This is a genomic window from Streptomyces canus (assembly GCF_001514145.1).
GTDB classification, from domain to species: domain Bacteria; phylum Actinomycetota; class Actinomycetes; order Streptomycetales; family Streptomycetaceae; genus Streptomyces; species Streptomyces canus.
In genome coordinates, this window is the sequence record NZ_KQ948661.1 from 1 (window position 1) to 18,085 (window position 18,085).

Below are 18,085 nucleotides of genomic sequence, written 5' to 3' on the forward strand. Positions count from 1 at the left end.
CTCATGTGCGAGGCGAGTTCGGGCTCCGAGTACAGGTCGGGGTGGGCGTCGAACTCGATCCGGACGCCTGCGCGGGAGTCGGCCGTGCCGTAGAAGTTGATCTTCACGTCATTGACGGGGCCGGTGGACAGCGGGTGGGCGACGGACGGAGTGGGGCCGAAGTGAGGCTCGTTGGCGAAGGCCATGATGTTGACGGTCGGGCCGAGGCGGGTCTGTCCGGCGCCGGAGAGGCCCAGTTCGTGGATGAGCTCCTCGCCGCGGAAGCGCTGGTGGCGGATCACGTCCGCGAGGGACCGAGACACCTGGGAGGCGAGGTCCGCGAAGGGAGTGTCCGGCGTGGTCGTCACGCGCAGCGGCAGAACGTTGACCATGGCGCTCGGGGTGGTCAGGGACGTGCGTCCGGTGCGGCCCGCGAGCGGCAGCGAGAACGTGAAGTCGGTGCGGCCGGTCATCCGGTGGAAGAAGGCCGCGGTGGCGGCGAGCGCCAGGGCCGGCCACTGCACCCCGAGGCGGGCGGCCGTATCGGCGAGCCCTCGGGCAAGCGGGGCCGGCAGGGTGTGGACGTGACGGCGCACGCTGTGGGTGCCGGTGGCCGGGCGGCCGGCGAGGGACACCGGGTCGGGCAGGTCGGTGAAGACCCCCCGCCAGTACGCGCGGTCCTGGGCGTGGCGACGCGAGCCGGTGTAGGCCGCCTCGTCCGCGACGACCCGGTCCAGGGGTGCGAAGCCCGTGCGCGCGGGGTCCTCGCCGGCGAGCAGAGCCGTGTAGAGGGCGGCGACGCGGGCGGCGTAGACGGAGTGGCCGAAGCCGTCGAGGACGGCATGGTGGTAGCCGTGGAAGTACCAGTGCCGTTCGTCGGCCAGGGTGATCAGGGCCTGTTCGCTCAGGGGGCCGCGGTCCAGGTCGAAGGGCCTGGCCATGCGATCGTTCATCCATCGGTGTGCGGCGGCCTCCGGATCGGCGGTCGCCCGCAGGTCGAGGAGCCGCAGGGGGTCCGGTCCGGTGGGCTCGACCAGTTGGTGGAGGGACACCTCCCGGCCCGAGCTGGTGTCCTGTTCGTCCTGGACGAAGTGCGAACGCAGGGCCTCGGTCTCCTCGACGCCCCGCCGTACGGCCTCGGCGAGGACCGCGGTGTCGAGCGGTCCGGAGATCTCGTAGTAGCCGCCGCAGTTGTAGAGGGGGCTGTCCGCGTGCAGGTGCTGGGCGACCCAGATGCCGGACTGGGCGGCCGAGACGGGTCGACGGAGCAGATGGGCTTCGGACATGGAGGTGCGGTCCTCTCGGTTCTGCGGAGGTGGTGGACTGCGGGGGGCCTGCGAGCGCGGACGGACCGGTGGGGCGGAAGCAGCGGGCGGGAGGCGGGGCGGGGCGGCAGGAACCGTCAGCCGTTGAGGGCCAGTTCCTCGGCCAGGGCCTTGCTCAGGGCGTCGATCGTGGGGTTGTCCCACATGACCGCCGGGTCGAGGGAGACGTCGAGGTGGTCCTCGAGTTCGGCGATGACCGACAGGGCGTACACCGAGTCGAGCCCGTAGTCGGAGAGCGGTACGGCGGAGTCGATCGTGTCGGCGGGCCGCGACAGGTGCACGGCCACGCACTCGGTGAGCCAGCGGCCGAGGCTCTGTGCGGTGTGGATCTCGACGTCGGACTCGGGCATGGGACCGTCCTTTTCGATAGGTCGTTCGGGAGTGCGGTGCGCGTGGAGGGGCTGCTCAGGGACGGTCCGGAAGCGGGCGTTCGGTCAGGTCGAAGGAGAGCCGGGTGTCGTAGCGGCGTTCCAGGTCGGCGTACAGCCGCTCCTGGACGGCACCGGAGGGCTGCCGTACGCGTCGGGCGTGGGTCGCGAGGATGCGGCCGGGGGCGGCCGTCAGGAACTCGGGGGCGGCAAGCGCGGCGGCCGGTGCGGCGGTGACCAGTTCGGCGAACGGCAGGGGGTGCGGGGCGGGGCGCGGCCGTGGGGCGGGGGCGAACAGCTGCCGCTGGGTCTCGTGCAACAGCAGCTGGAAGACGGCGTGTTCGCCCTCCCTGATGTAGAAGCGCGACCCCATCACGACCGACAGCCGGTCCAGCGCGCCCTGGATCACCCGCGGAACCAGCTGCCGTACGGCCTGCTCGTGGGCGTCCGGACGGGTGGGCAGCAGGTCCTCGCCCCGGACCGCGAGGGTCGTCAGGACGTCGCACAGCAGCAGGTCGGCGTGGACCCCCGACAGCACCTCGCGCAGGTGGGGGATGTCGATGGCGGCGGCTCCGTAGAGGCGGCGGCCGCGCAGGTGGCGCAGAGTGAGGCGAAGTGCCGAGTCGAGGGCGCCGACGGCCGCTCCGATGCGCACGGCCGCGGCCTGCGGCCCGTCGTCGGGACGGTCCCGCTGGAGAGCGCGGGCGAGGTGGGGCGAGCGGCGGTACAGGGCGCGCAGGGCGTGCAGCCGGGCCTCGGGAGTGGGGTTGCCGCTGCTCGCGAGGGCAGCGGGGAGCGGTTCCGCGGCGGCGGGCCGGCCCGCTTCGCGCGCGGCGAGGATCGCCCGGAACCCGGTGGGGTTGGTGGTGTCGTACGGGTCGCCGAGTTGCTGTTCGACCGCTTGGGCCAAGGCGGTGGGGGCAGTGACCGTGGTCATGGGGTCGTGCCCTCCAGGGAGTCGATGAGTGAGGGGACCGCGCCGGGGCGTGCCGTCAGCAGGGCGTCCGCGAGGGTGTCGAGGTCCTCGCGTTCGGTGTCCCCGACCGGCTCGCCGAGTTCGGTGAGCACCAGGACGAGGCAAGCCCTCAGCCACGCCTCGTCGACGCGGTCGGGGCGGCGCAGCCACAGGTGGAGTGCGGCGGCCGCGGCGAAGCACAGTTCGTACCGTTCGGCGAGCTCGAAGGCGTGGCCGGGCACGGCACGCGGGGCGAAGCGCACGGCCGCCATCTCCTCGTGGAGCCGGTCGGCGGCCTGCCGCAGACGTCCGGCGAGGGAGGCCAGCCGGTCGGAGGCGGCCTCCGACGCAGCGAGGTCGTGCACGCGGTCCACGGCGGCCGGCAGTCCGGCGACGACGGAGGCGCCGATCCCGGAGAGCAGGCTGAGCGCCTGGGGGCGAAAGGGCCGGAGCGGGACCCCCGGGTCGGTCGCCTCGACGAGGCCCTGCTCGTCCCGGCGGCCCTTGCGGTAGCCGCGGGACAGCCGGGGGAACTGGTCGACGAGGGCGTTGCGGTTGACCAGGCTGCTGCCGTCGAAGATGCCGATGATGCGGTGGTCCCGCTCCAGCTTCGCGAAGCTCCCGTGTCCGTCGGCGTCCAGCAGGCCGTACGGGCCGAGAGTGTGGAGCAGCCGGGCCACGAGGTCGTCGACCTGGGCGGGCACGTAGGCCTTGGCGACGGCGGAGACGACGCTCATCTCTCCGGTCAGGGCGTGCACGGCGCGCACCGCGACCAGCCCGGTGGCCTCCGCGAGCAGCAGACCGGCCACCGCTGCCCCCAACTCGCGTCGGACGTGCGGGAGTTCGGCGAGCGGTGTGCCGCCGTCGGTGGTGGCGGTGGTGAACCGGGCGGCCAGGTCCAGGGCGTGGTCGCCGGCGCCGAGGGACATGGCCACACAGCCGGTGCGGGTGATGTGCAGGGCCTTGAGGATGATCTCGACGCCGTGGCCGGCCTCGCCGATGAGTGCGTCGGACGGCACGAGCGCGTCGTGGAACTCCATGCCGCTGATGTCCGCGCCGCGGATCCCGTAGGTGGGCACCTTGGGCAGCGGGGTCAGTGCGCCGGGGGCGAGCCGACTCTTGTCGACGAGGAAGAGACTGAAGCCGCGTGGGCCGCCGGCCGGGGAGGTGCGGGCCAGGACGGTGACCAGGTCGGCCCTGGTGATGTTGTTGATCAGCCACTTCTCGCCGGTGATGTGCCAGCCCGCACCCCCCTCGGCCTCTCGGGCCGTGACCTCTCCGGCCAGCAGGTCGCTGCCGTGGTGACGCTCCGTCAGCGCGCAGGACACCACGGCGCCTTCGCCGATACGACGGCCCAGTCGCGCCGCACGGTCCGGGTCGCCGGCGATCCATGTGGAGACGGCCCCGAGGTAGGTTTTGCCGTGAGCGGCCGCCACCGTCAGGTCCACTCGTGAGACCGCCCGCAGCAGCCGCATGACGGTGCTGAAGTCGTCGAGCGATCCTCCGTGTTCGACGGGCACGTAGTAGCGGGGCAGTCCGAACTCGTCGAGTGCCCGGCACGCCTGCGCGGGAAAGGCCTCTCGCGTGTCGAGCGCGGCGAGCGCCGCCCCGGAGAACGGCCCTTCGTCCCCTGTCAGTTCGTCCAGCAGCCGTACCAGTTCCGGGACGGCGTCGTAGCCGCCCGGGGGCGCGGCCGGCACCGCGGACGTCCCGGGGGCGGCCGCGTCGGTCGCGCCCGGGGAGCGCGGTGTCGTGGTGGTCATGCCCGGGCCCCGTCTTCGGCCGGCATGGCGGGGAGCAGGTGGGGCTGGTACTCGGCGTAGGTGGGCTGGAGGGCCCCGGCCCGGAAGAGCTCACGCATGGCCGACCGCTGGACCTTGCCGCTGGTGGTGCGGCGCACTCCGCCGGGCCGCAACAGCAGCACGGCTCCGACGGGGGCGCCGAACTCGCGGGCGACGGTGAGCCGCATGCCCGTGGCGAGTTCCCTGAGCCGCTCCTCGTCCTTGATGCCACGGACCTCGTGGGTGACGACCAGGACGTCGTCCGGGCCCTGGCCGTCCGTCCCGGGCACCGAGAAGCAGGCTCCGGCGAGGTTTCCCAACTCCGGTCGCTGGACGCGCAGTTCGTGCTCGATGTCCTGGGGGTAGAGGTTGCGGCCCCTCAGGTTGAGCACGTCCTTGATGCGGCCGGTGACGTAGACCTCGCCCTCGTGCAGGGCGCCGAGGTCGCCGGTGCGCAGATATCCGGTGTCGCCCTCGGCCGTGGTGGCCCGGAAGTCGGCCTCGTTGGTCGCCTCACGTCCCCAGTAGCCGTGTCCGACGACCGGGCCGCGCAGCCAGAGCTCCCCGACACCGCCCTCGGGCAGGGTGCGCAGGGTCTCGGGGTCGACGACCCGGACCTCCGCACCGCGCGGCGGCCCGCAGCTGACCACGTCACGGCCCGTCTCGGCGGCGTCGGCCGTGGGCCGGAACTCGTTGCGTTCGAGCCGGTCGGCGCTGACCTTGAGGCTGCTCGGCGGGCCGTCGATCGCTCCGGAGACGAAGAGGGTGGCCTCCGCCATCCCGTAGCAGGGGGCGAGCGCGTCGGCACGCAGTCCGTGGTGCGCGAACTGCTGGTGGAACCGGTCGAGCACAGCGGCCCGCACGGGTTCCGAGCCGTCGACGGCATGCCGCCAGCGGGAGAGGTCGAGCCCCTCCGCCTGGGCTTCGGTGATCCGCCGGCTGCACACCTCGTAGGCGAAGTCGGGTGCGGCGGAGTAGTGGATGTCGAACCGGTCGATCATGTGCAGCCACAGGTGAGGCCGTTTCAGAAAGGTGCTGGGGCTCATCAGCACGGTGGCGGAGCCGGTCATCAGCGGCGGCAGCATCAGGCCCATCAGGCCCATGTCGTGGAAGTGGGGGATCCAGCCGCCGCCGCGTGTGGTCCCGTCCAGCTTCAGGACGTCGGCGATGCGGGCGCTGTTGTGCAGCAGGTTGCCGTGGCTGATCATCACGCCCTTGGGGTCTCCGGTGGAGCCGGAGGTGTACTGGAGCACGGCGAGCGTCGCGTGCCGGGTTGGCGGCATCGTCCAGGCGTCGGGGGCGGGCCCTTCCTCGTCGGTGGCCATCAGGGGAAGCCCGCCGAGCCCCTCCTCGGTGAGCCATTCCTCGACCTCGCCCCGGGTCGGGGTGTCGGTGAGGATCGCCGCCGCGCCCGCGTCGTCCGCGATGCGCCGGACCCGGTGCCGCTCGTGGCGGTAACGGCCGGGAAGCGAGGAGGGGACGGCGACGACTCCGGCGTACAGGCAGCCGAGGAAGGCGGTCACGAAGTCGAGCCCGGCGGGGTGGAGCAGGACGGCGCGATCACCGGGCTGCAGGCCGCTGTGCCGCAGCCGCACGGCCAGGCTCCGGGCCCTGGCGTCCAGTTCGGCGTACGTCAGCCACTGTGCCCCGTCCTCACGAACGGGATCCGTCACAAATGCCGCCGCCTCTTTTTCCGGCTGGTTTTCCGCATACTGTCGGAGCACTGCGGTGACACTGGGGGCGGTGACGATTCCCGCCATATTCGTGGCCCTGCCCTTCGCGGTCGAGAACGGGGATTTCCGCGCGCCGGTTCGGCACTGCCGTGACTTTCTACCGGCTGCCTGTGGGCCGGGGAAGGCGACTGACAGCAAACTGCACGCGACGCCCGGTCACCCCCCAGCAACTGGGATAAATCTGCCGTAACGGCGGACAGTTGGAGGGGTGACGAGGCCAGTACTGGCCAGGCACACCCCGGTCACGGCCCCCTTGGCGACAGTAGAGTCAGGGCTCGACCGCATTTCGAAGAACCTTTCAGCCGCCGAGTGTGCAGCGTTTCCGGATGTCCTGCCGGAGACTCCCGGCACTCCCCGACTCCGGGATTCCGATGAATTCCATGCCTGGCATCCACCTTCCTTCCGTGCTGGTCACCGGCACATCTTCCGACGCCCACACCTGGAATCTCGTATTTCTCCAACTGCTGCTGGAGGAATGGGGCCACGACGTCATCAACCTGGGGCCCTGCGCACCCGACGAACTGGTCCTGCGCTCGGCCCTGGAGTACCGGCCCGAACTGCTCGTCGTCAGCAGCGTGAACGGCCACGGCCACCGGGACGGTCTGCGGCTCGTGCGGACCCTGCGCGCCCACCCGGAGCTCGCCGGCACCACGATGGTGATCGGCGGCAAGCTCGGCACCGAGGGACTGCGCGACCTGGGGCAGCTGCGCCGGCTCCTCGAAGCGGGCTACGACCGGGTCTTCGACGACGGGAACGTGGCCGCGTTCCACGACCTGGTGTCCCGGTTGCCGGTCCGAGCGGTGTCGTGACGCGGGTGCCCTTCGGCGACTTCGTGGCCGGGGCCCGGGCCCACGGCACGCTCGTCGTCCAGCCCCGGATGGGCTTCGGCGACCCCCGTCGGATGCGCGAGGGCCTGGCCCGTACCCGGGCCGCCGACGCGGTCACGGTGGGGACGCTGACCCTGGACAGCTACACCAGGGTGCGCGACCTCACGGCCGCCCGCCAGGCTCTGGACGAGGGTGTCCCGCTCAACGGCTACCCGATCTGCACCCACCCCCTGGAAACCTCACGGGCCGTCCTGGACGGCATCCACGACGCCTCCTTCCCCGTCCAGGTGAGACACGGTTCCGCGCGGCCCGAGCACATCGTCTCGGCGCTGCTCGCCCTCGGCCTGGACGCCACCGAGGGCGGGCCGGTCTCGTACTGCCTGCCCTACGGCCGCACCCCGCTGCGGGAGGCGGTGGCGAGCTGGCGCAGGTCCTGCGAGACGCTCGCCCGGCACACCGGGGACGGCCGGGTGCCGCATGTGGAGAGTTTCGGCGGCTGCATGCTCGGACAGCTGTGCCCGCCGGCCGTTCTGGTCGCGGTGAGTGTCCTCGAGGGCATGTTCTTCGCCCGGCACGGCCTGCGCAGCGTCTCGCTGAGCTATGCCCAGCAGACCAGTCCGCAGCAGGACCTGGAGGCGGTGGCCGCGCTGCGGCTGCTCGCCGGTGAACTCCTCGGGCACGTCGACTGGCATGTGGTGCTCTACGCCTACATGGGCGTGTATCCCCTCTCGCGCGACGGCGCGCTGACCCTCCTGGAGGCGGCGGCACGGCTCGCGGTCACCTCGGGGGCCTCCCGGCTGATCGTGAAGACCGCCGCGGAGGCGCACCGCATCCCGACCGTCGCGGACAACGTGGAGGCCCTGGAGACCGCCGCGCGCGCCGCGGCCGGCGCCCCCGCGGCGGACCCCGGTCCGCCCGACGCCAACTCCGAGGTGTACGCGGAGGCCCGCACCCTCGTGCACACCGTCCTGGGGCTGCACGACGACGTGGGCACCGCCCTGCTGACGGCCTTCCGGCGCGGCCTGCTCGACATCCCCTACTGCCTGCATCCCGACAACGCGGGCCGGGCCAGGAGTTTCATCGACCGTGACGGGCGGCTCCGCTGGGCGGACACCGGCGCGCTCCCCCTCCCCGGCGCCGCCGTGTCCACCGCCCGCAAGGTGACGAGCGCCGAGCTGCTTTCGGCGCTGTCGCACGTCCAACGGGCCTACGACTACGGAGGAACCCCATGACCAGCACTTCTGCGCTGCCCACCGCCCCCCGCACGGCCGGTCCGGAGCCGATGTGGCGGGGCAGCAGCCCCACGGCGCAGCTGCTCATCCTCACCGGCCGGTCGGTCAGGGCGAACTTCACGCACGTCAAGGTCGTGGTGCTCAGCATGTTGCAGCCGGTGTTCATGCTGCTTCTGCTCAGCCAGGTCTTCGGCGCCATCGTGGACCGCGGGCATCTGCCGGACGGCGTGGCCTATCTGGACTTCCTGCTCCCCGCCCTCCTGGTGACCACCGGCATCGGTCCCGCGGTGGCCTCGGGCATCGGTCTCGTCCGTGACATGGACAACGGCGCTGTGGCACGGCTGCGCACCCTGCCGATCCACGCCCCGCTGCTGCTGTTCGCCCGCAGCATCGCCGATCTGCTGCGCACCGCGGCCCAGTTGGTGATCCTCGTCGTGGTGGCAATGCTGTTCCTGGACGCCGACCCGGCCGGCGGACTGCCCGGCTTGCTGGCGGCGGTCCTGGTGACCTGCGCCGTCGTCTGGGCCATGACGTGGATCTTCCTCGCGCTGGGGGCCTGGCTGCGCAACGCGGAGGCCATGCAGAGCGCCGGCTATCTGGTCACGTTCCCCCTGATGTTCGCCTCCAGCGCCTTCGTCCCCAAGGACCGGCTGCCGGACTGGCTCCAGGTCGTGGCGACGGTCAACCCGCTGTCGTACGCGATGGACGCCAACCGGGCGCTCGCCCTCGACCAGCCGCTGGGCACCCATGTGTGGTCGGCGCTCGGCGCCAGTGTCCTGGTCGCCGTCGCCGGATCCGCCGCCGCCGTGCACGCCTTCCGGCGGCCGCCGGCCTGACCGCGTTCCCGTCGCCCCTCCGAGAGACGAAAGAGGCACCCCACCATGCCCGGAACCGAAACCGGACCGCTCGTCCGGCTCGACGCCACGCGGGGGCCGTCCGGCGCCGCCGTGGACTGGCTCACCGAACACCGCCCGCGGATCAGGGAGGCGGTCGCCCGCAACGGAGCCGTTCTGGTGCGCGGACTGCGCCTGGACGACCGGGCGACCGCCGTCGCGGCCCTGGGCCGGGTCATCGGGGACCCGCTGATCGAACGTGAGGGGTTCGCGCCGCGCGACGTCTACGGACAGGGCGTGTACTCCTCCTCGCACTGGCCGGCCGACCAGCCCATGTGCATGCACCACGAGCTCAGTTACGCGCCCTCGGCCCCGCGGCTGATGGCCTTCGCCTGTCTCACCCCGCCGGCCGAGGGCGGGATCACCGCGACGGCGGACAGCCGTGCGATGCTGCGCGATCTGCCGCCGGACCTCGTCGCCCGCTTCGAGCGCCACGGCTGGCGCCTCACCCGCCACTACAACCCGTTCGTCGGCATCACCTGGCAGGACGCCTTCGGCACCGACGACCCCGCGGTGGTGGACCGTTATTGCGCCGAGCACGACATCGAGGCGCGCTGGGACGCGGACGGCGCGCTGCGCACCGCGCAGACCCGACCGGCCGTCGTACGGCACCCGCAGACGGGTGAGCGCTGCTGGTTCAACCAGATCGCCTTCCTCAACGAGTGGACGATGGCGCCCGAGGTCCGCGAGTTCCTGACGGCCGAGTTCGGCCCGGAGGGCCTGCCCTTCAACACGTTCTGCGGTGACGGCACCCCTCTGGACCGCGCGACCGTCGACCTCGTCAACGAGGTGTACGAGCGGCACACCGTGCGCGAGCCGTGGCAGCGCGGCGACCTCCTGGTGATCGACAACGTGCGCACGGCGCACAGCCGTGAACCCCACCGGGGTGAGCGAGAGATCGTCGTGGGCCTCGGCGAACCCTTCCGGCCGTAGCCGCGGCACCACCCCGAAGGGGGCCGCACCCGGGATCCGGGTGCGGCCCCCTTCCGTGGCTCCGGGCTCAGTGGAAGCTGAGCGTGCGGTAGACCGTCACGTTTCCGACGAGTTCCTGGCAGGCCTGAGCGGCGGTGGTGAGCCGGCTGTGGAAATGCGGCGCCGAGGTGTCCAGCAGGATCCCCAGCGTGGTGCCGCTGTGTCCGACGACGACGCCCAGGCCGCCCACCTCGCGGCAGATACCGATCATCGCCTCCAGCGACCACTTGTGCCGCAGCACCTGGTTCATCCGGGCGCTCGCCGTCGCCACCGCGCCGACCTCGGCCAGGTCCTGGCGGGCCACGGCGCCGCCGATCCGGTCCAGCAGCCGCACGTACTCCCGCTCGTCCGCGGCCGTGAACGGCTTGGGGATGCTGTTGAAGTCGACCGTGTCCACGGCGCCGCCCTCGTCGACGCTGACCACCGCCATCGAGGGCAGGGAGCCGAGCCGGGCGCGCAGCCGCACGCTGCGGTGGTGGAAGGCGACCACCGACGGATACAGCACGCCGTCGGTCGGTTCGATCCTCGCGAGGTACGACTCGATGCGCCGTGGCGGCATCGGCTCCTCCAGGGCGTTGGCCACGGCACGCGCCGTCGCCACCAGGTCCGCCGAGGAACTGGCCAGCCCCTTGCCCTCGGGGAGCGTGCTGTCGATGCGCAGCACACCGCCCGCGGGCCGCCGGGCGTCGGCCATGATCATCGAAGTGAGCTTGAGCGCCTTCCTCTTGTGCGGGGGCCACACCTGAAGCTCGTCGGTGTGCGGGTCCACCTCGAATCGGGCCACGGCCCACCGGGCGACGGGCAGGGTGACCAGGAAGTCCCCGTCCGTCTCCGGCAGGACGCCCTGCAGGAGCTCCCCGAACGTGCCGAAGGCCGAGCTCACCCCGGTGGCGGCAACCCGGCGGTAGTCCGCGTGGAGCGTGGTCGTGTCGATCGTCGTCACCCTGGTCCTCCTAGTTCCGGTGCGCGGGCCTGGGGCAGCCGGCCCGCACCAGTGCGGCGGTGTCCGCCGGTCGTGTGCTGACGAAGTAGTGGCCGCCCTGGTCCAGTTCGTGGAGGGTCACCCGGTCGGAGACCGCCTTCCAGTCCCCGTGCCCCTCGGCGTACCGTGCCGTGGAGGCGTCGTCGCGGGCGACGACGACCTCGACCGGGGCGTCGATGCGGTGCCGCTCTGAGTCCTCACGGATCCGGATGAGATGGCTGTTCGCGCTGAGGACGTCGTGCCGGTAGGCCCGCCCCACCACGTCCGCCCGCTCCGGCTTGAGCTCGTCGAGTTCGACGTAGGCGTTGTCGGCGCGCAGCCGGGAGAGCAGAGTCCGGTTGTCCGCGTCGGAGACGTCCGCCATCTCCGCGCCCAGCGCCTCGGTGTCCTCCAGCAGCAGGGCGCCCACGAAGACGCGCTCGGCGGGGTGGCCCGCCTCCTGGAGCAGCCGGGCCGTCTCCAGAGCGGCGGCCGCTCCGGCGCAGTGGCCCCACAGCAGTACGGGCGTGGTGACCCGCTCGGCGATCTCGTCCCGGACTCGCCGGGCGATCTCCGTGACGTCCGCCATCGGCTCCTCGGCACCCGCGAAGTCGTGGCCGGGCAGTTCGACTCCGAGCACGGCGATGCCGTCGCGCTCCAACTCGGCGGCCAGAGAGCGGAAGTTGACGGCGTTGCCGCCGGCGTAGGGGAAGCACACCAGGGTCCGGTGGGGGTGCCGGGCGGCCGCCAGCGGCTGCAACAGGCCGTCCGCGGAAGCCCGTTCACCGCCTCGGTCGCGGTCCGTGAGCACCGTCCCGAGGTCGGCGAGCACGGGGTGGGCCACCAGGTCCTTCAGCGACAGAGCCCGGTCCAGCTGGACCAGCAGCCGTACCGCGGCCAGCGAGGTGCCGCCGAGTTCGAAGAAGTTGTCGTCCCGCCCGATGCGCTCCAGCGGGACGCCCAGCACCTGGGCCCACAGCATCGCCAGCCGCTGTTCGGCGGGGGTGCGGGGTGCCGCGTACGTCGCGCCGCCGTGGCCGAGGGTGCCGGCGAGCCGGACCAGGGCCTTCTTGTCGATCTTGCCGTTCTCGGTGAGCGGCAGCCGTTCCAGCTGGTGGAAGTAGGTGGGGACCATGTACGCGGGCAGCAGCCCGGCGAGGAAGTCCCGGGCTCGCTCGGTGGCGGGCTCGGCGCCGCCGTGCCCGCCGCTGAAGAACGCGACGAGATTGCGGGGTCCGTCCCCGGAGCCCTCGATGACGACCGCGGCCTCGCGGATGCCCGCCATGCCCAGCAACTTGTTCTCGATCTCGCCGATCTCGATCCGGAAGCCCCGGATCTTCACCTGCTCGTCGCGCCGCCCCAGGTACTCGATGCGGCCCTCGGGCAGCCAGCGCCCGAAGTCCCCGGTGCGGTACATCCGGGTGCCGGGGCGGAAGGGGTCGGCGACGAAGGCCTCCCGGGTGCGTTCCTCGTCGTTGATGTATCCCCGGCCCACGCACACCCCGGAGAACGCGATCTCACCGGGCGAACCGAGCGGGACCAGCGAGAGGTTCTCGTCGAGCACATAGGTGTTGACGTTGCGCAGGGACCGGCCGACGGTCACGAAGTCGCGGTCCGGCACCCGGTCCAGCACCTCGTGCATGGTGTCGTCGGACACCTCGGTGGCGCCGTAGGCGTTGACCAGTTTGATGTCCGGGTACAGGGCGAACCACCGCTGCACCAGTTCGTACTTGAGGGCTTCCCCGGTCACCGACACCGTGCGCAGGGCCCCGAGCGGACGGGGGTGCTGTTCGAGGTGGGTGAGGAGCACCTCCAGGTAGCTGGGGACGATCTGTGTGACGGTCACCCGGCCCGTGACGAGCTCGTCGACGAAGCCGGCGACGTCGAGCAGGACGTCCGTGTCGACAACGCGCACGCTGCCGCCGACCAGCAGGGGCGCGGCGAACTGCCACAGGGAGATGTCGAAGCACTGCGAGGCGGTCTGGGTGACGACCTCCGCGCTGCCGTTCGTCATCTCCATGTCGTCGATCTTCATGCGGAGGTGGTTGAGCATGCCGATGTGCTCGCACAGGGCGCCCTTGGGAGCGCCGGTGGACCCGGAGGTGAAGTAGATGTACGCGGCCTGCGCGGGGGCGATCGGGAGTCCGGGGGCGTCGGTGGTGATGCCGGAGGCCTGGATCTCCGGTACGGCCAGGACGTGCGGCGCCCGTTCGGCGAGTGCACCGGCGCGGGCCACCAGGTCCGCCCCGGCGGGCTCGGTGAGTACGAAGGCACAGTCGCTGCGCCGGAGTTGGGCGGCGATCCGGTCGGCGGGGAAGTCGGGGCGTACCGGGAGGTAGACGCCACCGGCCTTGAACACGCCGAGCGCCGCGGCGATCCAGTCGAGGGTGCGGTCCATGACCACCGCGACGACGTCCTCGGCGCGTGCCCCCGCCGCGAGCAGGGCATTGGCGACCCGGTTGGCCCTGATGTCGAGTTCCCGGTAGGTCAGGCGGCTGTCCGCGTGGACGGCGGCCACCGCGTCCGGCGTCCGGCGCACCTGCTGCTCGAAGTGGTCCACGAAGGTCCGGTCGGAGAGGTCGGCGCGGGGGCCCGCGAGGCCGTACACCTGGGTGTCGACCTCCTCGTCCGACAGCAGACTCTGCCGGTGGTGGAGTCCGCCCGGCTGCGCCGCGAGCAGCCGCAGCGCGCGCAGGTGGTATCCCGCCAGGCGGCGGGCGTACTCCTCGTCGAGGTGAGCACGGTCGTACACCAGGCGCAGCGACAGACCGGCGCTGTCCCGGGCGACGGCCGCTCTCAGGACCACTCCGTCGTCGAGGCCGCCGTCCGGGCGGTCCGCCGTGCCGTCGGTGTCGGACGTCCGGGGGTCCGAGGCCGTGAGGCCCGACAGGTCGAACACCACCTCGGGTCGGACCTCCGCGCGATGTGCGCCGGCCAGTGCGGTGCCGGCCCTGGCGGTCAGCTCCGTCCACGTGGAGTCCGCGACCGTCAGGCGCAGCGGCACCTCGGCACGGCCGGCGTCCGGGACCAGACCGATGAGCAGGTCGGGCTCGGAGGCCACGGTCGCCAGGACCCGGGCGTGCGCGGCGAGCAGCACGGCGGGCAGTGCGGCACCCGTGCCGACGGCGTGCTCCTCCAGCGCCCGGGTGAGCGCCGAGGGCAGCTCCTCGCGGTGCTCCGCCACGCCCCGCTCCTCGTCGAGCGGCATGGTCCATCTGGGGATTCTGGTGTACGTGCGCTCGTTCATCGGCCCCCGTTCCCTTCTTCCGGCGTCTCCGGCTCGTCCAGCTCGATCCTGATCAGTCGTGCGGCGGACTCCGCGCGGAAGCCCGCCTGCGCGGTGTCCGCGCCCGTGGCGACCACACAGCCCAGGCGGTCCTGGAACGAGTGCGTGATCCGCACCTGCCGGCCGGTGGCGGTGCCGGGCGCGGCCACCAGGACCCCGGGGGCCGCTGCCGCGTCCTCGACGCCGGTGACGGAACCGACCCGTCCCTCGGCCGCCGCCATCACGAAGCGCACGGCGGCGTGACCGGCGGCCCGCGGGCCTGGGGCCCCGGTCGGCACCGTGTCCTGACCCGCGGCACGGGCGACGACGGCGTCCACCAGGTCGGTTCCGGTCGCGGCCTGGACGGCGACGGGAATCATGCCGCCCGCGAGCCTCGGGTTGACCTCGATGACCACCGGCCCCTCGGCCGAGCGGCGGATCTCGGTGTGGGCGGCCCCCCAGCCGAGTCCGAGGGCCTTCAGGGCCCGCAGCGCGGTGTCCCCGAGTTCGGCGACGGTCCCGGGGTCCACGGGGGCGGGGATGTCGTGGCCCGTCTCCACGAAGTACGGCGCGGGGCCGGTGTGCTTGCCGACGACGGTGACCACGTCGCCGTCGAAGGTCTCCACCGAGAACTCCGGTCCGTCGACGGCGGCCTCCACCAGGATGCGGGAGGGCACGGTGTTGCCCCGCTCGTCCGTCGCCCGGTCGAGGAGCCGGCGGGCCCAGTCCTCGGTCTCCGCACGGTCGCGGCACAGACGTACGCCGTTCGAGCCGGAGCCGCTGACCGGTTTGAGCACCACCGGGTGGCCGATGTCCTGCGCCGCCCGAACCGCCGCTGCCACGTCGCCGACCACCGTCCAGCCCGGTACGGGCACTCCCTGGGCGGAGAGGGTCGCGCGCTGGAGGTCCTTGGCCCGGCAGCGGGCGATGGCGTCACCGTCGGCTGCGGGCAGTCCGAGCCTGGCCGCGGCCCGGGCGGCGTCCGCCACGAAGTACTCGGAGCTGGAGGCGATCCCGGCCAGACCGGCGCCCTCGGCCAGAGCGCCGCAGGCCTCCACCACGGCCGCCAGGTCCGCCGTGTCCAGCACCAGGGTGTCGACGGCGTCCTCGGCGGCGTACGGGTAGCGGTCCGGGTCCCGGGTCAGCAGCACCGGCCGCATCCCCCGGGCGCGGGCGGCCGCGCAGAACTGGCGTCCGGTACCGGTCGTGTTGCTCTCCAGGAAGGCGAACCACCTGGCCGTCGTGCTGTTCATCCCGTCTCTCCCGTGTCGCATCCGGCCACCAGGGCCGCCACCGCTTGGTCGAGGGCCGTGCTCGCCCGTGCCCGGCGCGCCCGGCGCTGCGCGAGCGCTTCGGCGTGCTCGGCGAGCCGCCCGCGCAACTCGTGCACGACGGCCTCGCAGGCGCCTGGGCCACCGCCCCGGTCGTGCGCGGCGACGAGTTCGGGCAGCGGCGGGATCTCCGCGCTCACCTCGGCGCGCAGGCCGTCCGGCAGCGTGATCTTCGTCAGCTCGGACTCGCCGGCCTCGACCGCCTCGCGTACGGCGGCGCCCACCACGTGGTGCGCGGTACGGAACGGAACGCCCTGCCGTACCAGTCGGTTGGCGATCACGGTGGCCGTCACGAAGCCCTCCCGGGCCCGCTGTTCCATCCGCCGGCGGTCCGGACGGGCGCCGCTCACCAGCACCTGGGACAGCAGCACGCTGTCGCGGACGGTGGCCAGCGCGGACCAGGCGCCGCCGACCGCCTCGGTGCCGACCTCGATGGAGTTGGTGAACGGCGTCGACTTCATGGCGGCGGCCGACGCGGTCCACGCGCCCACGGCGGCGGCCGACTTGGCCTTCACATGCTCCAGCAGGAACGCGTTGCGCTTCTGCGGCATGGCCGAACTGCCGCCCACGAGCCGCTCGGGGAACTCCACGAAGGCGAACTCCTGGGTGCTCCACAGCTGGAGGTCGGTCGCGAGCCGGCTCAGCGTGAGGCCCGCGCCGGCCGCCGTCGCGAGGGCGCGCAGCAACGTGTCCCGGGTGGCCACCGCGTCGACGGCGTGCCGCGGGGGTCCGTCGAAGCCGAGCAGTTCGGCCGTGCGGGAGGGGTCGATGGGCAGGTCCGTGCCGGAGACGGCGCCCGCGCCGAGGGGGCAGCGGCTCTGCTCGTCGGCGACGTGCCGGAGCGCGGCGATGTCACGGTCCAGCGCCGTCGCGATCCCGGCGAGGTAGTAGCCGTAGGTCACGGGCATGGCGGGCTGGAAGTGGGTGTAGACGGGCATGACCACGTCCAGGTGGGCCCGCGCCCGGGAGAGCAGCACGGCCTGCAGGCGCAGCAGTTCGCCGAGCAGGTCCGTCAGGACCTCCCGCAGCCGCATGGCGGTGATGGTCGCCTTGATGTCGTTGCGGGAGCGTCCGGTGTGCAGCTTGCCACCGACGTCCGCACCGAGCCGCTCGATCAGTTGGCTCTCGTACATGAGGTACAGGCCGCGCGGTGCCGGGTGGTCGTACAGCTCGCGGAAGCCGTCGGCGCGCAGCCCGGCGATGGTGCGCAGGAGCGTGGCGGCCGCGGTCCGGGGCAGCAGCCCGCACTCGGTGAGCATCACCACGTGCGCGAGGTCGATGGTCGAGGTGGGGCCCAGCTCCTGGCGGATGTCGTCGGGGCCCGGTTCGCCGTACACGACGCGGGAGGTGCGGGCGCCGAGGGTGCGGGTGAGCCGGCCCGTGCCGGTCATGACAGCACCGGGTCCGGGAGGGACCCGCCGGAGCGCGGCACGGTGCCGTGCACGTCCTCGTAGCTGCGCCTGCCCCAGCGCATCCGGGTCCAGGTGTCACCGGCGTCGGCGGGCGAGTCGACGAGGAGCGGTTCGGCGGGCGGTCGGGGCAGGGTGTGGCCGTTCTCGGCGAGCCAGGCGTCGTTGTAGACGGTGGCCATGTAGCGGTAGCCCTCGTCGGGGAGCATCACGACGCACAGTCCGTCGGGGTTGCGCGCGGCCCACCACTGGGCGACCTGGTAGGCGGCGCCGCTGGTGGGCCCCTGGAACAGGGCGTGGGTGGCGTGCAGTTGGCGGGTGTACGTGTAGGCCTCGGGCGCCGAGCACCAGTGCACCTCGTCGAAGGTGGAGTGGTCGAGGTTGGCCGGCCACAGGCTGTTGCCGAGTCCGCGCAGGGCCCTGGGGCCGTCGGGCTGCCCGAACAGCACACTGCGGTGGCTGTCGACGCCGATGGCCCGGGTGTGCGGGGTCAGTTCGCGCAGCCCGGCGGTGGTGCCGCACATGGAGCCGCCCGAGCCGACGGGCCCGACGAGGCAGTCCACCGTGCCGAGCGAGCGGGCGATCTGCTCCGCGACCACCCCGTAGGAGCGGGGGTTGTCGGGGTTGCTGTACTGCTCGGGGCAGAAGGTCGAGGGGAGTTCGGCGCGGATCTCGGCGAGCCGGCGCAGCCGGGTCTCCTGGTAGCCGCCGACGGGTGCCGGTTCCCGGCAGATCTCCACCTTGGCGCCGAGGTCGCTCAGTCTTCGGTACAGGTTGGCGTCGATGGCCGGGTCGCTGACCAGGATCAGCTCGCGTTCCATGAGGGCGGACTGCATCGCCAGCGCGAGGCCGAAGGTTCCCGACGTGGTCTCGACGATGACCGTCTCGGCGTCCAGCTCACCGCGGCTGTGGGCGTGTCGCAGGATGTAGCGGGCGGGCAGCAGCTTCATGAGGGAGAAGACCGCGCCGTACAGATTGGGGCCGAGGCGGACGAGACGCGGCATCATCGTCGCCTCGGTGATCGAGTGGTACGTCGGCGTGATCGCCGTCATGA

At 72.6% G+C, this 18,085-nt stretch carries 14 protein-coding genes; 4 read left to right on the forward strand and 10 right to left on the reverse strand.

Translation table 11 applies throughout. The features are described 5' to 3' along the window. The 5 genes from AQJ46_RS19900 to AQJ46_RS19920 all read right to left on the reverse strand — a co-directional run. Positions 1 to 1,265 (reverse strand): condensation domain-containing protein (locus AQJ46_RS19900; RefSeq protein ID WP_225887363.1); only part of this gene is annotated, 1,265 nt, incomplete at its 3' end. A 116-nt stretch (positions 1,266 to 1,381) separates the two neighbouring features. After that, a complete protein-coding gene (locus AQJ46_RS19905; protein WP_059206886.1) occupies positions 1,382 to 1,654 on the reverse strand; it encodes an acyl carrier protein in 273 nt (90 codons plus the stop codon). 55 nt (positions 1,655 to 1,709) lie between these two features. Further along, positions 1,710 to 2,609 (reverse strand): acyl-CoA dehydrogenase family protein, encoded by a 900-nt coding sequence (locus AQJ46_RS19910; RefSeq protein ID WP_059206887.1) that lies wholly within the window; start codon positions 2,607 to 2,609, stop codon positions 1,710 to 1,712. Further along, on the reverse strand, positions 2,606 to 4,390 hold the full coding sequence (locus AQJ46_RS19915) for an acyl-CoA dehydrogenase family protein (RefSeq protein ID WP_059206888.1): 1,785 nt from the start codon (positions 4,388 to 4,390) through the stop codon (positions 2,606 to 2,608). The genes AQJ46_RS19910 and AQJ46_RS19915 overlap by 4 nt, the downstream gene beginning before the upstream one ends. Continuing rightward, complete coding sequence (locus tag AQJ46_RS19920; protein WP_079072360.1) at positions 4,387 to 6,168, reverse strand: fatty acyl-AMP ligase; 1,782 nt, start codon at positions 6,166 to 6,168, stop codon at positions 4,387 to 4,389. Before AQJ46_RS19920 ends, AQJ46_RS19915 begins: the two co-directional genes overlap by 4 nt. Positions 6,169 to 6,521: 353 nt before the next feature. Between AQJ46_RS19920 and AQJ46_RS55480 the strand changes: the two genes are divergently transcribed. The 4 genes from AQJ46_RS55480 to AQJ46_RS19940 are packed head-to-tail and all read left to right on the forward strand — an operon-like array spanning position 6,522 to position 10,026. Next, on the forward strand, positions 6,522 to 6,950 hold the full coding sequence (locus AQJ46_RS55480) for a cobalamin B12-binding domain-containing protein (protein WP_059206890.1): 429 nt from the start codon (positions 6,522 to 6,524) through the stop codon (positions 6,948 to 6,950). Further along, a complete protein-coding gene (locus tag AQJ46_RS19930; RefSeq protein WP_059206891.1) occupies positions 6,947 to 8,200 on the forward strand; it encodes a methylaspartate mutase in 1,254 nt (417 codons plus the stop codon). The genes AQJ46_RS55480 and AQJ46_RS19930 overlap by 4 nt, the downstream gene beginning before the upstream one ends. Then, positions 8,197 to 9,036: an ABC transporter permease gene (locus AQJ46_RS19935; protein WP_059206892.1), complete on the forward strand. Its 840-nt coding sequence runs from the start codon at positions 8,197 to 8,199 to the stop codon at positions 9,034 to 9,036. Before AQJ46_RS19930 ends, AQJ46_RS19935 begins: the two co-directional genes overlap by 4 nt. A gap of 45 nt (positions 9,037 to 9,081) precedes the next feature. After that, on the forward strand, positions 9,082 to 10,026 hold the full coding sequence (locus tag AQJ46_RS19940; protein ID WP_059206893.1) for a TauD/TfdA family dioxygenase: 945 nt from the start codon (positions 9,082 to 9,084) through the stop codon (positions 10,024 to 10,026). A gap of 67 nt (positions 10,027 to 10,093) precedes the next feature. On the opposite strand, the gene AQJ46_RS19945 is transcribed toward AQJ46_RS19940, so the two are convergent. From AQJ46_RS19945 to AQJ46_RS19965, 5 genes are read right to left on the reverse strand one after another with little or no spacing between them, the layout of a single operon-like run. Next, the gene (locus tag AQJ46_RS19945; RefSeq protein WP_059207291.1) at positions 10,094 to 10,999 is read right to left on the reverse strand and encodes a GHMP family kinase ATP-binding protein; all 906 of its coding nucleotides are present in this window, start codon (positions 10,997 to 10,999) and stop codon (positions 10,094 to 10,096) included. Between the two features lie 19 nt (positions 11,000 to 11,018). Next, positions 11,019 to 14,273, reverse strand: a complete 3,255-nt coding sequence (locus tag AQJ46_RS19950; RefSeq protein WP_059206894.1) for a non-ribosomal peptide synthetase — start codon at positions 14,271 to 14,273, stop codon at positions 11,019 to 11,021. Next, positions 14,270 to 15,544, reverse strand: a complete 1,275-nt coding sequence (locus AQJ46_RS19955) for an ATP-grasp domain-containing protein (protein WP_059206895.1) — start codon at positions 15,542 to 15,544, stop codon at positions 14,270 to 14,272. Before AQJ46_RS19955 ends, AQJ46_RS19950 begins: the two co-directional genes overlap by 4 nt. Then, the gene (gene argH, locus AQJ46_RS19960) at positions 15,541 to 17,013 is read right to left on the reverse strand and encodes an argininosuccinate lyase (protein WP_059206896.1); all 1,473 of its coding nucleotides are present in this window, start codon (positions 17,011 to 17,013) and stop codon (positions 15,541 to 15,543) included. Before argH ends, AQJ46_RS19955 begins: the two co-directional genes overlap by 4 nt. Beyond that, positions 17,010 to 18,083, reverse strand: a complete 1,074-nt coding sequence (locus tag AQJ46_RS19965) for a cysteine synthase family protein (RefSeq protein WP_079072362.1) — start codon at positions 18,081 to 18,083, stop codon at positions 17,010 to 17,012. Before AQJ46_RS19965 ends, argH begins: the two co-directional genes overlap by 4 nt. Between the last annotated feature and the right edge of the window lie 2 nt (positions 18,084 to 18,085).

What these genes read in the sequence shown, in the direction of transcription:
- AQJ46_RS19915 (WP_059206888.1), bottom strand. Translation starts at nt 4,390, where the DNA reads ATGACCACCACGACACCGCGCTCCCCGGGCGCGACCGACGCGGCCGCC.
- argH (WP_059206896.1), bottom strand. Translation starts at nt 17,013, where the DNA reads ATGACCGGCACGGGCCGGCTCACCCGCACCCTCGGCGCCCGCACCTCC.
- AQJ46_RS19955 (WP_059206895.1), bottom strand. Translation starts at nt 15,544, where the DNA reads ATGAACAGCACGACGGCCAGGTGGTTCGCCTTCCTGGAGAGCAACACG.
- AQJ46_RS19940 (WP_059206893.1), top strand. Translation starts at nt 9,082, where the DNA reads ATGCCCGGAACCGAAACCGGACCGCTCGTCCGGCTCGACGCCACGCGG.
- AQJ46_RS19920 (WP_079072360.1), bottom strand. Translation starts at nt 6,168, where the DNA reads ATGGCGGGAATCGTCACCGCCCCCAGTGTCACCGCAGTGCTCCGACAG.
- AQJ46_RS55480 (WP_059206890.1), top strand. Translation starts at nt 6,522, where the DNA reads ATGCCTGGCATCCACCTTCCTTCCGTGCTGGTCACCGGCACATCTTCC.
- AQJ46_RS19935 (WP_059206892.1), top strand. Translation starts at nt 8,197, where the DNA reads ATGACCAGCACTTCTGCGCTGCCCACCGCCCCCCGCACGGCCGGTCCG.
- AQJ46_RS19950 (WP_059206894.1), bottom strand. Translation starts at nt 14,273, where the DNA reads ATGAACGAGCGCACGTACACCAGAATCCCCAGATGGACCATGCCGCTC.
- AQJ46_RS19910 (WP_059206887.1), bottom strand. Translation starts at nt 2,609, where the DNA reads ATGACCACGGTCACTGCCCCCACCGCCTTGGCCCAAGCGGTCGAACAG.
- AQJ46_RS19965 (WP_079072362.1), bottom strand. Translation starts at nt 18,083, where the DNA reads ATGACGGCGATCACGCCGACGTACCACTCGATCACCGAGGCGACGATG.
- AQJ46_RS19905 (WP_059206886.1), bottom strand. Translation starts at nt 1,654, where the DNA reads ATGCCCGAGTCCGACGTCGAGATCCACACCGCACAGAGCCTCGGCCGC.